General features: G+C 71.8%; 12 protein-coding genes. 10 read left to right on the top strand and 2 right to left on the bottom strand.

The window, feature by feature from the left end:
- Positions 1–48: 48 nt before the first annotated feature.
- Both LPW41_RS11955 and LPW41_RS11960 read right to left on the bottom strand, forming a co-directional pair.
- Positions 49–1203 carry a Gfo/Idh/MocA family protein gene (locus LPW41_RS11955; RefSeq protein WP_230704961.1) on the bottom strand — a complete coding sequence of 385 codons (1155 nt, stop codon included), beginning with the start codon at positions 1201–1203 and terminating at the stop codon, positions 49–51.
- The gene (locus LPW41_RS11960) at positions 1200–2054 is read right to left on the bottom strand and encodes a class I fructose-bisphosphate aldolase (RefSeq protein WP_144832091.1); all 855 of its coding nucleotides are present in this window, start codon (positions 2052–2054) and stop codon (positions 1200–1202) included. The genes LPW41_RS11955 and LPW41_RS11960 overlap by 4 nt, the downstream gene beginning before the upstream one ends.
- Before the next feature lie 95 nt (positions 2055–2149).
- Between LPW41_RS11960 and LPW41_RS11965 the strand changes: the two genes are divergently transcribed.
- The 10 genes from LPW41_RS11965 to LPW41_RS12010 all read left to right on the top strand — a co-directional run bounded on the left by LPW41_RS11965 (position 2150) and on the right by LPW41_RS12010 (position 14772).
- On the top strand, positions 2150–3181 hold the full coding sequence (locus tag LPW41_RS11965; protein ID WP_230704962.1) for an aldose 1-epimerase family protein: 1032 nt from the start codon (positions 2150–2152) through the stop codon (positions 3179–3181).
- A gap of 86 nt (positions 3182–3267) precedes the next feature.
- Positions 3268–4344, top strand: coding sequence for a LacI family DNA-binding transcriptional regulator (locus LPW41_RS11970; RefSeq protein WP_144832097.1), 1077 nt, complete (start codon positions 3268–3270; stop codon positions 4342–4344).
- The gene (locus LPW41_RS11975) at positions 4341–5378 is read left to right on the top strand and encodes a class I mannose-6-phosphate isomerase (protein WP_230704963.1); all 1038 of its coding nucleotides are present in this window, start codon (positions 4341–4343) and stop codon (positions 5376–5378) included. The genes LPW41_RS11970 and LPW41_RS11975 overlap by 4 nt, the downstream gene beginning before the upstream one ends.
- Positions 5375–6826 (top strand): L-fuculokinase, encoded by a 1452-nt coding sequence (locus LPW41_RS11980; RefSeq protein ID WP_230704964.1) that lies wholly within the window; start codon positions 5375–5377, stop codon positions 6824–6826. Before LPW41_RS11975 ends, LPW41_RS11980 begins: the two co-directional genes overlap by 4 nt.
- Positions 6827–6828: 2 nt before the next feature.
- Complete coding sequence (locus LPW41_RS11985) at positions 6829–7608, top strand: ATP-binding cassette domain-containing protein (protein ID WP_154097221.1); 780 nt, start codon at positions 6829–6831, stop codon at positions 7606–7608.
- Positions 7605–8687 carry an ABC transporter permease gene (locus tag LPW41_RS11990; protein WP_144832108.1) on the top strand — a complete coding sequence of 361 codons (1083 nt, stop codon included), beginning with the start codon at positions 7605–7607 and terminating at the stop codon, positions 8685–8687. Before LPW41_RS11985 ends, LPW41_RS11990 begins: the two co-directional genes overlap by 4 nt.
- Before the next feature lie 43 nt (positions 8688–8730).
- The gene (locus LPW41_RS11995) at positions 8731–9720 is read left to right on the top strand and encodes an ABC transporter substrate-binding protein (RefSeq protein ID WP_144832111.1); all 990 of its coding nucleotides are present in this window, start codon (positions 8731–8733) and stop codon (positions 9718–9720) included.
- 434 nt (positions 9721–10154) lie between these two features.
- Positions 10155–10982 (top strand): class II fructose-bisphosphate aldolase, encoded by an 828-nt coding sequence (locus LPW41_RS12000; RefSeq protein WP_230704965.1) that lies wholly within the window; start codon positions 10155–10157, stop codon positions 10980–10982.
- Positions 10979–11977 carry a PfkB family carbohydrate kinase gene (locus LPW41_RS12005; protein WP_230704966.1) on the top strand — a complete coding sequence of 333 codons (999 nt, stop codon included), beginning with the start codon at positions 10979–10981 and terminating at the stop codon, positions 11975–11977. The genes LPW41_RS12000 and LPW41_RS12005 overlap by 4 nt, the downstream gene beginning before the upstream one ends.
- Entirely contained in the window at positions 11974–14772 is a 2799-nt protein-coding gene (locus LPW41_RS12010) for an FAD-binding and (Fe-S)-binding domain-containing protein (RefSeq protein ID WP_230704967.1), read from the top strand. The genes LPW41_RS12005 and LPW41_RS12010 overlap by 4 nt, the downstream gene beginning before the upstream one ends.
- Positions 14773–14808 lie beyond the last annotated feature (36 nt).

Raw genomic sequence — 14808 nt, forward strand, 5'->3', positions numbered from 1 at the left:
CCGGTGACGTGGGGCCCGGTGGCGCGTCCGGGCCCTCACGTCGCGCGATCAGGCCTCGGGAGCGACCAGTGCGCCCGTCTCGTGCGAGGCGATCGCGGCGGCGAACAGGCGGTGCGTGAGCGCGGCCTCTTCGGGACGCACGCAGCCGAAGCCGTCGCCCAGCTCGCCCAGGTACTCGGCCAGGAAGGCCGCCCACATCTGGAGGATGGCGTCGGAGAAGCCCGACTCGAAGTTGGGGCCGGTCACCGTGGGCCAGACGGACTGGCTCCCGGCATCCACGCTCTGCCAGCTCTGCTCGCGGCCCAAGCCGGGCACGTCGACGAAGGCGAACACCTCGACCTTCTTGGGGTTCTTGGTGCTGAAGCGCACCCCGCCCGACATGCCGATCGCCTCGAACTCCCACGTGTTCTTCTGACCCGGCGCGATGCGCTTGGTCTCGGTGGTGAGGGGGAACGGGGCGCCCTCGTGGCGCGACCACGAGTGGATCACGGCGTTGTCCCACGTGTCGCAGGGCTGCGGCGACCCGTCGGGGCCGGGGCGCTCGGTGACGATGTCCTGCAGGATGCCGACGACCTTCTCGGGCGCCCATCCCAGGCGCAGCGGCACGTGCCACGTGTGCATGCCGAGGTCGTTGAGAACCCCCGCGTCGCCGCAGAACTGCTTCTGCCGCTTCCAGTTGAGGGGCTTGTTCACGTCGATGTCGCTGGAGTGCAGGAAGGTGCACTTCGCCTCGACGATGCGGCCGAGGCCGCCCGCCCGCACGTAGTCGACGGCCCACTGGGCGCCGGGGAAGAACGGCATCTCGCTCGAGACGCGCACGAACGACTGCGGGTTCTCCTCGATTGCGGCCACGACCGCGTCGGCGGCGGCGCGGTCGATGCCGAACGGCTTCTCGGCCAGCAGCGCCTTGCCCGCGCGCACGGTGTCGACGTAGAGACGCTCGTGCAGGTCGTGGCGCACCGCGATGTAGACGACGTCGACGCGGGGATCGGCGAGCAGTTCGTGATGGTCGGTCGTGGTCAGCTGCACCGTGTCGATGCGCTCGAAGAACTCCAACGCCGCCGGGTTGATGTCGCAGACGGCGACGAGCTCGGGCTCGGCCGGGTGGTCGATGAGGGCGGGCCAGCGTCGCAGCGCCGCCGCGATCTCGCGGCCCATGAGGCCGCCGCCGATGATGCCGACGCCGATCTTCTTGCCGGTCATGCGCGGTCTCCTTCCGCGGGGGCGCCGATGAGGGCGAGGGCGTCGTCGACCGAGGCGTCGTCGTGCACGACGGCCATCAGGGCGGCGGTGATGCCGGCCGGGTCGTGGTGCTGGATGACGTTGCGTCCGTAGACGATGCCGCGCGCGCCCTGCTCGAGGACGGCCTGGGTGCGCTCGAGCAGCGTGCGGTCGTCGACGCGCCCGCCGCCGCGGACCAGCAGCGGGGTGTCGCCCGCGGCCTGGATGACCCGGTGATACTCGGCGATGTCGTCGGTGGGGTCGGCCTTGATGAGGTCGGCTCCGAGCTCGCGCGCCTGGCGCACGAGGGTGATGACTTTGGCGGTGTCGCCGTCGACCCCGTACCCGCCCGAGCCGGGCTTGGTCTGCATGACGAGCGGCTCGATCATGAGCGGCATCCCGTACTTCTCGGCGTCGGTGCGCAGCGCCAGGATCGAGCGGATGCACTGCTCGCGCACCTGCGGTTCGCCGGGGAGGTCGAGGAGGTTGACGCATACGGCCACCGCGTCGAGACGCACGGCGACCTCGATGGCATCCGGAACGTGGATGCTGTGCAGCGGCATCTCGAGCGGGTCGCCGTAGACGTTGGCGATGTCGGTGCGCAACACGAGCCCGGGCTTCTGCTTGCCGGGGAACGCCTGCAGCAACGGGGCCTGGCCGAGGGTGAGCTGCACGGCGTCGGGGCCGGCGTCGACGAGTGTCGCGACGGTCTTCGCCATGTCTTCGATGCCGGTGAGGAAGTTGTACTCGTGGAACGCGCCGTGGTCGACGGCGACGTCGAACGCGCGACCGGATCGGGCGTTGAAGAGGCGATTGAGGCGGGGTTTCGACATGGGGTGTGGGTCTCCGAAGCGTCGTGTCGGGGCGCGGCTCTGCGCTCGACGGTCAGTATGCGGGGAGCAAGACAACGTTGTCAAACATTGATAGCGTGAGCGTCGCAACGGCGAGGAAGGCGGGGCTCATGGGTGAGCTGTACGGACGATCGATCGACGAAGCGCTCGGGCGCGCGGGCTCCACGGCGCAGATCGCGGCGGTGGAGGCCTCGGTGCGCAGTGACGGACCGGATGCCGGAACCCGGCGTCTGCGCGTGATCGCGGGCGACCTCGACATCGAGCTGCTGCCCGACCGCGGGCTCGACCTCGGGCAAGTGCGTCACCGCGGTGTGCCGTTGGCCTGGATGTCGCCGACCGGGTGGCCGCGGCCGGGGACGGCGGGCTTCGGGGCGGCGTTCGGCGGGGGACTCGTGACCACGTGCGGTCTGCTGTCGTTCGGCCCGCCGTCGGCCGACGCCGAGGGGGAGCATCCGCAGCACGGGCGGTACAGCGGGCTGTCGGCATCCGTCACCCGGGCGGAGGTGCAGGCGGATGCCGTGGTGATCGAGGCGACCGTGACCGAGGCGACGGTGCTCGGTGCGCACCTGGAGCTGCGGCGGTGCCTGCGCGTGCCGCTGGGCGAGGGGCGGATCGAGTTGCGCGACGAGATCGTCAACCGCGGGTCGCGCCCGGTGGAGCCGATGGTGCTGTACCACGTGAACCTCGGCTGGCCGCTGGTCGACGCCGGCACCGTGCTGCGGTCTCCCGCGGAGCGCGTGGTGCCCCGCGATGCGGCTGCCGAAGCGGGCATCGAGTGCTGGGCGGAGTTCCCGGCGCCCGTCGCGGAGTACCCCGAACAGGTGTTCCGGCACGAGCTGCCGAGCGATCGTCGCGTGAGTGCCGAGGTGGTCGCGGCGTCGGGGCTCGGCATCCGGATCTCCTTCGACACGACGGCGCTGCCGGCGATGTTCCAGTGGCGCGTGGCGCAGGATGACGGTCTCGTCCTCGGTGTCGAGCCGGCGACGGCGGTGACGATCCACGGCCGCGGCGCGGCGCGCGAGGCGGGGCTCCTGCGGGCGCTCGCCCCCGGCTCGTCGTGGGGGCTCGGTCTCGACATCGATGTCATCCGTGATCGATCCGAGACTTGACAACGTTGTCCGAGGAGCCCCAGGATGACTCCATCGGAACCCACCCGAGGGATCCGCCCCGAAATGACAACGATGTCGAGGATGCGATGACGCACGATGAACTGGTGGCCGCCGCAGCGGTCGCCGAGGCCGCGCCGGCCCGTCCGCGCGCTCGCCTCATCGACGTCGCGATCGCCGCGGGCGTGAGCCCCAAGACCGTCTCCCGCGTCATCAACGCCGAGACCGGGGTCCTCCCCGTCACCCGCGACAAGGTCATGCGGACCGTACGCGACCTCGGCTTCGTGCCCGACCGCAGCGCCCGCGAGCTCAAGCGCCAGGCGGCCGACACGATCGGCATCCTCATCGATGCGATCAGCGACCCGTTCTTCGCCGCCTTCGTCAGCGTGGTCGAAGAGCTCGCGGTCGCCGAGGGGCTCAGCGTCATCTTCGCCAGCACCGGCTACGACGCGGCCCGCGAGCGCACGCAGCTCGAACGCCTGACCGGCCACCGCCTGGCCGGCCTCGTCGTCGCCCCCGTCGAGGTGGGGGCGGCCACCCTCGCGGGGCTGCGCACCCGCTTCCCCGTCGTCACCGTCGACCGCTCGCGTTCGGGCATCGACGCGGTCGTCATCGACGACTTCGGAGCGGCGGCCGAGGCGACCGCGGCACTCCTCTCGCACGGACACCGCCGCGTGGCCTTCATGGGCGAAGACGTGCCGTACCCCACCGTCAGCGACCGCCTGGCCGGCTACCGTTCGGCCCTCGAAGCGGCGGGCGTGCCGTTCGACCCCTCGCTCGTCGTCACGCACGAGCGCTTCCAGGCGGGGGAGGCGGCCGAGGCCTCACGGCTGCTCGAACGTGCCGACGCGCCCACCGCCCTGCTGTGCGCCACCAGCCTCGCCGCGATCGGCACGGTGCAGGCGATCCGCGCCCGCGGCCTGCGGATGCCGGCGCTCGTCTCGTTCGGCGACTTCACCCTCGCCGAGGTGCTCGAGCCCGGAATCACCTACGTCGACCACGACCCGCGTCTCATGGGCGCCGCGGCCTTCCATCGCCTGCGCGAACTCGCGGTGCACCCTGACGCGGAGCCCACCCGAACCGTCGTCCCCACCCGTCTGGTCCCGCGTGGATCGGGTGAGGTCACCCCCTCCTTCCCCCTCGACCCGATCGGAGCGACGCGATGAAGCCCGTCCTGCTGCCCCCCAATCCCGTGCAGCACTTCTACCGCGGGGGCGACCGCATCGCCGCCCTCCGCGGCATCGTGCCCGAGACCGACCGTCAGCCCGAGGAGTGGCTCGGCTCCACCGTCTCGCGCTTCGGCTCCGACGAGATCGGCCTGGCCGTCACCGACGGCGGAGAGTTCCTGCGCGACCTCGTGACCGCCGATCGCGCCGCCTGGGTGGGAGCGCGCAGCGGACGGGATGCCGCAGACCTCGGCATCCTGGTCAAGCTCCTCGACGCGCGGCAGCGCCTCCCCGTTCACGTGCACCCCGACCGCGGATTCGCCTCGTCGCACCTGGACTGCCCCTACGGCAAGACCGAGGCCTGGTACGTGCTCGAGACCGAGGACGACTGCGCCGTGTACGTCGGATGGAACGAGAGCGTCGACCGCGACGAGCTCGACCGCCGCCGCGACGCCCAGGACAGCGAGTGGATGCTCGCCCACATGAACCGCGTCGTCGTGCGCCCCGGCATGGGAGTGCTCGTGCCCGCCGGCACCGTGCACGCCATCGACGGGGGCATCTTCGTCGCCGAGGTGCAGGAACCCACCGACTTCTCGATCCTGCTGGAGTGGTCGGTGACGACCTCGACGCGCGAGGAATCGCACCTCGAGCTCGGCTTCGACGCCGTCATGCCCGCCGTCTCGACTGAGAAGCTCGACGCCGACGCGCTCGACGCCCTGGTCGGCACCTCCGGCACGAGCCCGGCGGGACCCGCGTTTCGTTCTCTGCTGCCGGATGCCGCCGACCCCTATTTCCGCCTCTTCGACGCCGCAGGAGACACGGTGGCGCACGCGGCCGGCTTCTCGGTCGTGCTGGTGCGCGAGGGAGCGGGCGCCCTGGTGTCGGACGCCGGCAGCGTCGACGTCGAGCGCGGACAGGTCTACGCCGTGCCGCACGCCTTCGGCGCATGGCGCCTCACGGGCGGGGCCGAGATCCTCGTCGCCGCCCCCGGCGCCGGCTGGCCCGGAACCCTCCGCGGCGGTGACGTGCGATGAGCGAGTACGTCGTCGGGATCGACATGGGCTCGACCAGCACCAAGCTGCTGGTCGCCACCCCCGAGGGGCGCCAGGTGCTCGTCGTCAGCCGCCGCTCGCCGTGGACCAACCTCGACCACGGTCGGGCCGAGATGACCGCGGCCGAGGCGATCGCCGTCGTGCGCGACCTCGCCGCCGAGGCCGACGCGCGCCTCGACGAGGGCTACCGCGTCGTCGCGCTCGGGGTCTCGGGCATGGCCGAGGCGGGGGTGCTGCTCGATGAGCAGGGCTCCGCGCTCGCGCCGATCATGGCGTGGTTCGACCCGCGCGGGGCGGCGCAGATCATGTCGACCCCCGAGTCCTTCCGCGCCGAGTTCCCCGGTCGCACCGGACTGCCGGTCGGGCCGCTGGCATCCATCGCCAAGCTGCTGCACCTGCGCGAGCAGGGCATCCCGCTCGCGGGCACCACGTTCCTGAACGTCCCCGAGTTCGTCGTGCACGCACTCGGCGGACCCCGCGTCGCGGAGTACTCGCTCGTCTCGCGCACCGGGCTGATCGACCAGGACGACAGCACCCCCTGGCAGGCGGCGCTCGACGTGCTCGGAGTCGACGAGAGCATCCTCGGCACCCTCGTCAGCGCGGGAGAACCGGTCGGCACCCTCACCGATCCCGACATGCCCGCGGGCTTCCGCGGTGCGGCCCTGACCGTCGCCGGTCACGACCACCTCGTCTCGGCGGTCGCCGTCGGCGCCACGCACACCGGCCAGCTCTACGACTCGATGGGCACCGCCGAGGCGCTCGTGCGCGTACTCGACGACACCCTGCCCTTCGACGCGCGCGAGCGCCTCGCCCACGCCGGCATCAACTGCGTGCGCCACGTCATCCCCGGCAAGTACGTGCTGCTGGCGGGCACGAAGTCGGGCCTGCTCATGCGGCGCGTGCTGCAGCTGCTCGGCATCACGGATACCGTGGGGCGCACGCGCATCGACGACGAGGCGATGGCGCTGCCCGTGCTCGGCACCGTCTCGGACGCCGGTCTCGCCGTATCGGGGGCGCGCAACGACGACGGTGTGCTGAAGATCGTCGCGCAGAGCGACGGGCTGAGCCCCGCCGACCTGTTCGCGGCGAGCCTGCGCCACGGCAACGACATGCTCTCCGAGCTGATGGCGGTGATGGATCGCGAGGTCGCACCCCCGACCTCCACGGTGCTGACCGGCGGCTGGTCGTCGATGGCGTCGGTGGTGCGCTCGCGCTCCGCGCTGCTGCCCGAGGTCACCGTCTCGACCCACGACGAGGGCACGGCCTACGGCGCCGCGCTCTTCGCCGCCTTCGCCGCGCGGTCCGCCGGGGCCACGGCATCCGGATCCTTCGCCGACGTCGCGAACACCTTCCTCTCGTCATCGCTCGACCCGGCGGAGCACCGTTCCGCCGTGCTCGCCTCTCTCACCCCCACCCCTGAAAGGAGCTGACGATGTCGTCAGTCAGCACGACCGTCCCGGTGCTGCAGGCCCGTGGCCTGTCACGTCAGTTCGGATCCGTCCGCGCCCTCCACAACGTCGACTTCGAGGTCTACCCCGGAGAAGTGACGGCCCTCATCGGCGACAACGGCGCCGGCAAGTCGACGCTCGTGAAGGCCCTCTCGGGCAATCTCGCGGTCGACGAGGGCGAGATCCTCTTCGACGGCAAGCCCATCGAGATGTCGAACCCGCAGGTGGCGTCGTCGCTCGGGATCGAGACGGTCTACCAGGACCTCGCGCTCGCCCCTCACCTCGACCCGGTGCAGAACATGTACCTCGGCCGCGAGATCCGCCGCCCCGGCCTCGCCGGTGCCCTGGGCTTCATGAAGACCAAGGAGATGGCCGTCGCCTCACGGGCCGCGTTCGACGAGCTCGGCGCGACGGTGCGATCGCTGTCGTCGCCCGTGGGCGAGATGTCGGGCGGTCAGCGCCAGGCCATCGCGATCGCCCGCGCCGTGCACTGGGCCGGTCGCCTCGTCTTCCTCGACGAGCCCACGGCCGCCCTCGGCGTGCGTCAGACCAAGAACGTGCTCGAGACGATCCGCCGCGTGCGCGACAAGGGCATCGCCGTCGTGCTCATCTCGCACTCCATGCCGCACGTGATGGAGGTCTGCGACCGCATCCAGGTGCTGCGCCTGGGCACCCGCGTGGCCAACGTCGACGCGAAGAACACCTCCATGGAAGAACTCGTCGGGCTCATGACCGGCGCCGTCACGAAGGACGACTCCAAATGAGCACCAAGACCCCTCCCACCGAGACCGTCGCCATCGGCACGTTCGAGGACACCAAGCCCAACTTCTTCCTGGGGCTGCTCAAGGCGCAGGCCTTCCAGATCCTCATCATCCTCATCGTCATCGTGCTGATCTTCAGCGCGCTGGCGCCGGACTCGTTCGCCCAGTGGTCGAACTTCCGCCTCATCATCCAGAACGCCTCGATCCTCGCGGTCCTGGGCGTCGGCATGACCTACATCATCATCACCTCGGGCATCGACCTCTCGGTCGGCTCGGTGCTGGTGTTCTCGGGCGTCGTGTCGGCCCTGACGATGCGCGCCCTCGGCGGCGAAGGCTGGGGAGTGGCGACCGTCGGCATCATCGTGTCGATCCTCAGCGGCGTGTGCTGGGGCCTGCTCAACGGCTTCCTCATCGCGAAGGCCAAGATCCCGCCGCTCATCGTCACGCTGGGCTCGCTCGGCATGGCTCTGGGTCTCGCGCAGATCCTCACCGGCGGCGTCGACATCCGCGACGTCCCCACCGTGCTGACCGTCTCGATCGGTTACGGCAACGTGTTCGGGTCGCTGCCCATCATCAGCGTCATCGCGCTCGTCGTCGTCGTCATCGGCGCGATCGTGCTGCACTTCACCAAGTTCGGCCTCTACACCTACGCCGTCGGCTCCAGCGAGCTCGCCGCCCGCCGCGTCGGCGTCAAGGTCGACCGTCACCTCATCTCGGTCTACACGCTGTCGGGAGCGCTCGCCGGACTCGCCGGCATCCTGGCCCTCTCGCAGTTCTCGACCACCGCGATCGCGGGGCAGTCGCAGACCAACCTGAACGTGATCGCGGCCGTGGTCATCGGCGGGACCTCGCTCTTCGGCGGGGTCGGCACGATCTTCGGCACCGTGGTCGGCCTCTTCATCCCGGCCGTCCTGCAGAACGGCTTCGTCATCACCGGCGTGCAGCCCTTCTGGCAGCAGGTCGCTGTCGGCGCGGTGCTGATCACCGCCGTCTACGTCGACCAGGTGCGCCGCACCGCCGCGACCCGCGGCAACACCCAGAGCCTCTGGCGGAAGTTCGTCAGCGGAGGACGCCGCGGCTGAGGCCCGGCATCCGACACCAACCAAGAGAGAACAGGCAATCACAATGCAGTGGAACAAGAAGGTTCTCGCGTTCGCCACCCTCGGCGCCGCAGCCACCCTCGTCCTCGCCGGGTGCTCCGGCGGCTCCTCGTCCGGCGGTGCGTCGGGCGGGTCGGACGGCGGTTACAAGATCGCGTTCGTGCAGGGCGTCGCCGGAGATGAGTTCTACATCTCCATGCAGTGCGGCATCCAGGCCGAGGCCGAGAAGGAGGGGGCCACCGTCACCACGCAGGGCCCCGAGAAGTTCGACCCGACCCTGCAGAAGCCCATCGTCGACGCCGTCGTCGCCTCCAAGCCCGACGCGCTGCTGATCGCCCCCACCGACGTGTCGGCCATGCAGGCGCCCATCGCGGCGGCCGAGGCTGCCGGCATCAAGGTGGTCCTCGTCGACACGACGCTGGAAGACCCCTCCGGTGCGGTCTCGCAGATCTCCTCCGACAACGAAGGCGGCGGGGCTGCCGCGTTCAAGGCCATCCAGGATGCCAACCCCAACGGCGGCAAGGTGCTCGTGGTCTCGGTCGACCCCGGCATCTCCACCACCGACGCCCGCGCGAAGGGCTTCGAAGACGCCGTCGCGAAGGACTCGAAGTTCTCGTCGGTCGGTGTGCAGTACTCGCACAACGAGCCCTCCACCGCCGCCGAGATCGTCACCGCCGCGTTGCAGAAGGACCCCGACATCGTGGGCATCTTCGCCGCCAACCTGTTCGCCGCCGAGGGCTCGGCCACCGGCGTGCAGCAGGCCGGCAAGCAGGGCGCCGTCACCATCGTCGGCTTCGACGCGGGCCCCGCCCAGGTCAAGGCCCTGCAGGCGGGAACGGTTCAGGCGCTCGTCGCGCAGGAGCCCGCCACCATCGGCGAAGACGGCGTGCAGCAGGCCATCGCGGCGCTGAAGGGCGAGGCGACCGAAGCCAAGATCCAGACCGGCTTCACCATCCTCACCAAGGACAACATCGACACCGACGGCAAGGACGCGGTGTACAAGTCGTCCTGCTGATCGATTCCGGATGCCGGGATCTCGCCGTTGCGCGGGGTCTCGGCATCCGCCCCTCCCGCCCGGAGGCTTCGACAGGCTCAGCCACCGGGCTCGCGCAACGCCAGGTCCCTGAGCTTGTCGAAGGGCCGGGACCACCCGCCCCTCCCGCCCGGAGGCTTCGACAGGCTCAGCCGCCGGGCTCGCGCAACACCCCGCACTCCCGCCCGGAGGCTTCGACAGGCTCAGCCACCGGGCTCGCGCAACACCACGCACTCCCGCCCGGAGGCTTCGACAGGCTCAGCCACCGGGCTCGCGCAACACCCCGCCCTCCCGCCCGGGGGCTTCGACAGGCTCAGCCACCGGGCTCGCGCAACACCCGCACTCCCTCCCGGGGGCTTCGACAGGCTCAGCCACCGGGCTCGCGCAACACCCGCCCCGACAAGAGAGACACCGCCGTGCCGCTGGCCGACATGCCCGCCCTGCTCGCCGCGCACCGCGCGGTCGGGGCCTTCAACTTCATCACCCTCGAGGTCGCCGAGGCGATCGTGACCGGAGCCGAGACCGCCGGCACCGGCGTGATCCTGCAGCTCTCGCAGAACGCCATCGCCTTCCACGGCGGTCTGGCCCCCGCCGCCTCCGCCGCCCTCCGGCTGGCCGAAACGGCACGGGTAGGCGTCGTGGTGCACCTCGACCACGCCACCGACGAGCCCCTCGTCGACGAGGCCCTGGCGGTCGGCATCCGTTCGGTCATGTTCGACGCCGCTCACCTGACCGACGCCGAGAACCTCGCGCGCACCGCCGCCGTCGCCGAACGCGTGCACGCGGCGGGCGGATGGATCGAGGCCGAGCTCGGCGAGATCGGCGGCAAGGGCGCTCACGCCCCCGGGGTGCGCACCGACGTCGCCGAGGCCGTGCGCTTCGTAAGCGAGACGCGCGTCGACGCCCTCGCGGTGGCGGTGGGCAGCGAGCACGCGATGCGCGAGCGCAGTGCCACCCTCGACGGGGAACTGATCGCGCGACTCGCCGCCGAACTCCCCGTGCCCCTCGTGCTGCACGGCTCGAGCGGTGTCGCCGACGCCGGCATCGACGCAGCGGTGCGCGCGGGCATGCGCAAGATCAACATCGGCACGCACCTCAACCAGGTGCTCACCTCGGCGGTGCGCGCCGAACTCGAGCGGGATCCGGATGCCATCGACCCGCGCCGCTGGCTGGCTCCCGGTCGCGCGGCGGTCGCCGCCGAGGTCGAACGGCTGCTCGGCGTCGTGACGGGACGCGCCGCATGAGCGGCATCGTCACCCTGACCGCCGCCGGCGCCATCGACGCCACGTATCGGGTCGGAACGCTCCGCCGCGGGGCCTTCGCGCGCGCCGACAGCTACACCCGCGAGGTGAGCGGCAAGGGCGTCAACGTCGCGGCCGCGCTCGCAGCCGGAGGTGCGGACGCCTCCGCCGTGGTGGTGCTCGGCGCCGACGACGTGCGGTTCGCGCGCTGCGGTCTGACCGCGCCCCTGCTGCGCATCGTCGAGGTACCCGGCGCGACGCGCGTGAACACCTCGATCATCGACGCCGACGGGGCGACGACCAAGGTCAACGCCCCGACTCCGCCGCTGTCGCCGGAGGCCTGGGAGGCCACGGTCTCGCTGACGCTCGGAGAGCTCGACCGCTGCGCCGCGTCGTGGCTCGTGCTGTCGGGGAGCCTTCCCGAGCTCGCCGGAACCGGTGCCCTCGTCGATCTCGCCGCCGTGCGCGCGGGGGCCGCCGAGCGCGGAGTGCGTCTCGCCGTCGACACCAGCGGCGCGGCCCTCGCCGCGCTGCTGGCCGACCCCGTCGGTATCGACCTGCTCACCCCGAACGCGGAGGAGCTCGCCGCAGCCGTCGGTCGCCCTCTCGCGACTCTCGGCGAGGTCGTCGATGCCGCACGCGAGATCATCGGACGCGGCGTCGAGACCGTCGTGGCCAGCTTGGGCGGAGACGGGCTGCTCGCCGTCACGGCCGAGCGCGCGGTCTTCGCCCGCGCCGAGGCCCCGTACGTCGCCAACACCGCGGGGGCCGGCGATGCCGCTCTCGCCGGTTTCCTCCTCGGCCTCACGCGTGCTCCCGCGGCGAACGCTTCCGGCGCCGACCCGCTCGCCGTCGCGGCCGCGTCGGCCGCCGAGTGGGGCGCCCACGCCGTCGCGCACGCGTCGACGCTCGTGGCGGGGCCGCCGCTCGGCATCCGGGCTTTCGTCGAGACCTCGCCGGAGCTCGATCGCCCGCTCACCCCGGAGGACGCCGCATGAATCTCGCGCCCGTGCTCGCCGCCGTCGGTGATCCGTCCCGTGTGCGCACGCGCGCCATCGACCGGGTCGCGTACGCCAACGACGCCTCGCACTACCTGCTGACGCCCGAGGCGGTCGTGATCGCGTCGGATGCCGCCGAGGTCGGCGCCGTGATGCGCGCGGCGACGGCGTCGGGCACGCCCGTGACCTTTCGATCCGGGGGCACGAGCCTGTCGGGGCAGTCGGCCGGGTCGGGCCTGCTGGTCGACGTGCGGCAGGGATTCGGGCGCATCGACGTGCTCGACGGTGGCCGGCGTGTGCGCTCGCAGCCGGGGGCCACCGTGCGTCAGGTCAACGCGCGGCTCCTGCGGCACGGGCACCGCCTCGGCCCCGATCCCGCGAGCGAGGCCGCGTGCACCATCGGCGGAGTCGTCGCCAACAACTCCAGCGGCATGGCGTGCGGAACGGTCGAGAACTCGTACCGCACCCTCGAATCGGTCGTGCTGGTACTGGCATCCGGAACCGTCGTCGACACCGCCGACCCCGACGCCGATCGGCTGCTCGCCCAGCGCGAGCCCGCGCTCGTCGACGAGCTCATGCGGCTGCGCGAGCGGGTGGTGTCGGACCCTGCGAGCGTCGCGCTCATCGAGCGGCAGTTCGCCATGAAGAACACCATGGGCTACGCCCTCAACGCCTTCGTCGACTTCGACACCCCCGCCGCCCTGCTCGCCCACCTGGTCGTCGGCTCGGAGGGGACGCTCGCGTTCGTCGCCGAGGCGACCTTCCGCACCGTGCCGATCCGACCCGCGAACGCCACGACCCTCGCGGTGTTCCCGACGCTCGACGCCGCCACGCGGTCTCTTCCCGCGCTGGTCGCGACGGGCGCGGCGACCCTGGAGCTGATGGATGCCACCTCGCTCCGCGTCGGCCAGCGTCTGGCCGGGACTCCCGCCGCGATCCACGGCTTCGACGCGACGACCCAGGCGGCGTTGCTCGTGGAGTATCACGCCGACGACCTCGAGGCCCTGCGCGCGCTCGCCGAGAGTGGATCGCACGTGCTGGGGGAGCAGGACCTGCGCACCCCCGCGGTCTTCTCGAGCGACGCCGCCGACCGCGCGGCCGCGTGGACCTTCCGCAAGGGCCTCTACGCCTCGGTCGCCGGCGCCCGCCCGAGCGGCACCACGGCCCTGCTCGAAGACGTGGTCGTGCCCGTCGAACGCCTCGCCGACACCTGCGGGGGGCTCCAGGAGCTGTTCGCGCGCTACGGCTACGCCGACAGTGTGATCTTCGGTCACGCCAAAGACGGCAACATCCACTTCATGCTCACCGACCGGTTCGAGGGCGCGAAGGCCCTCGGCCGCTTCGAGGGGTTCACCGACGCGATGGTCGACCTCGTGCTCGACGCGGGTGGCAACCTCAAGGCCGAGCACGGCACGGGTCGCGCGATGGCGCCCTACGTGCGGCGGCAGTACGGCGACGAGCTGTACGACGTGATGGTGCGGCTCAAGCGCCTGCTCGACCCCCGCGGCATCCTGAACCCGGGTGTCATCATCGACGACGACCCGGCCGCGCACATGCGAAACCTCAAGACGCCGGTGTCGATCGAGCCCGAGGCCGACCGCTGTGTGGAGTGCGGATACTGCGAGCCGGTGTGCCCGAGCCGCTCGCTCACCCTCACCCCGCGCCAGCGCATCGTCGTGCGGCGCGCGTCGACCGCCGCTCGCGAGCGCGGTGACGGAGCGCTCGTCGCGGAGCTCGAGAAGGACTACGACTACGACGGCGTGCAGACCTGCGCGGTCGACGGCATGTGCCAGACGGCGTGCCCCGTGCTCATCAACACCGGCACGCTCATGAAGCGCTTCCGCCGCGAGGACGCCAACCCCGTGCTCGCCGCCGGCTGGTCGGCTGCGGCGACGGGGTGGGGCGCGGTGACGCGTGCGGGGTCTGCGGCCCTCTCGGTCGCCTCCGTGCTGCCGACGCCGGCGGTGCGGGCGGTGACGGATGCCGCGCGCGCGGTGCTCGGCACCGACACGATGCCCCGCTACGCGGACGAGCTGCCCGGCGGCGGAGCGTCGCGGAAGGCCTTGGGTCGGGTGGTCGGCGCCGTGGGGGTCGAGCCGAGCGCGGTGTTCCTGCCGGCGTGCGTCGGGAGCATGTTCGGACCCGCCTCCTCCGACGGCATCGGCGCGACCGAGGCGTTCGCGCGGCTGCTCGAGCGGGCGGGGGTCTCGGCGATCGTGCCCGAGGGGATCGATGCGCTGTGCTGCGGCACGCCGTGGTCGTCGAAGGGGTACGCGAAGGGCCACGCGACGATGTCGGCCCGGGTCCGGGCGGCGGTGGCCGCGGCCTCCCGCGGGGGCGAGCTGCCGGTGGTGTGCGACGCCTCCAGCTGCACCGAGGGATTCGCGGCGACCCTGCGCGACGAGGGAGTGAGGGTGGTGGATGCCGTGGCCTTCGCGGCATCCGCTCTGCTTCCGCACCTCGAGCCCACGCCGGTGGCCGAGCTGCTGGCTCTGCACCCGACGTGCTCGTCGACGCAGCTGGGCATCGACCCTGCCCTGCGCGCGCTGGGCGAGGCCGTCGCCTCGGAGGTGCGCGTGCCCGACGCGTGGGGCTGCTGCGCCTACGCGGGGGACCGGGGCATGCTGCATCCGGAACTCACCGAGGCGGCCACGGCCCCCGAGGCGGCCGAGGTCGCCGGGCTCGGTGCCGATGCCTTCGCGTCGTGCAACCGCACCTGCGAGCTGGGCATGACGAAGGCGACGGGCGAGACGTACGTGCACGTGCTGGAGCTGCTGGAGCGCGCGACGCGGTAGCAGCGCAGCGGGTCCGGAAAATGGTCACCCCCTCTC

The organism is Microbacterium sp. JC 701, from assembly GCF_021026215.1.
Taxonomy (GTDB): domain Bacteria; phylum Actinomycetota; class Actinomycetes; order Actinomycetales; family Microbacteriaceae; genus Microbacterium; species Microbacterium algihabitans.

Coding starts and splice junctions, on each gene's coding strand:
- LPW41_RS11990 (WP_144832108.1), top strand. CDS start 7,605: ATGAGCACCAAGACCCCTCCCACCGAGACCGTCGCCATCGGCACGTTC.
- LPW41_RS11980 (WP_230704964.1), top strand. CDS start 5,375: ATGAGCGAGTACGTCGTCGGGATCGACATGGGCTCGACCAGCACCAAG.
- LPW41_RS11955 (WP_230704961.1), bottom strand. CDS start 1,203: ATGACCGGCAAGAAGATCGGCGTCGGCATCATCGGCGGCGGCCTCATG.
- LPW41_RS11960 (WP_144832091.1), bottom strand. CDS start 2,054: ATGTCGAAACCCCGCCTCAATCGCCTCTTCAACGCCCGATCCGGTCGC.
- LPW41_RS11970 (WP_144832097.1), top strand. CDS start 3,268: ATGACGCACGATGAACTGGTGGCCGCCGCAGCGGTCGCCGAGGCCGCG.
- LPW41_RS12005 (WP_230704966.1), top strand. CDS start 10,979: ATGAGCGGCATCGTCACCCTGACCGCCGCCGGCGCCATCGACGCCACG.
- LPW41_RS11995 (WP_144832111.1), top strand. CDS start 8,731: ATGCAGTGGAACAAGAAGGTTCTCGCGTTCGCCACCCTCGGCGCCGCA.
- LPW41_RS11985 (WP_154097221.1), top strand. CDS start 6,829: ATGTCGTCAGTCAGCACGACCGTCCCGGTGCTGCAGGCCCGTGGCCTG.
- LPW41_RS12010 (WP_230704967.1), top strand. CDS start 11,974: ATGAATCTCGCGCCCGTGCTCGCCGCCGTCGGTGATCCGTCCCGTGTG.
- LPW41_RS11975 (WP_230704963.1), top strand. CDS start 4,341: ATGAAGCCCGTCCTGCTGCCCCCCAATCCCGTGCAGCACTTCTACCGC.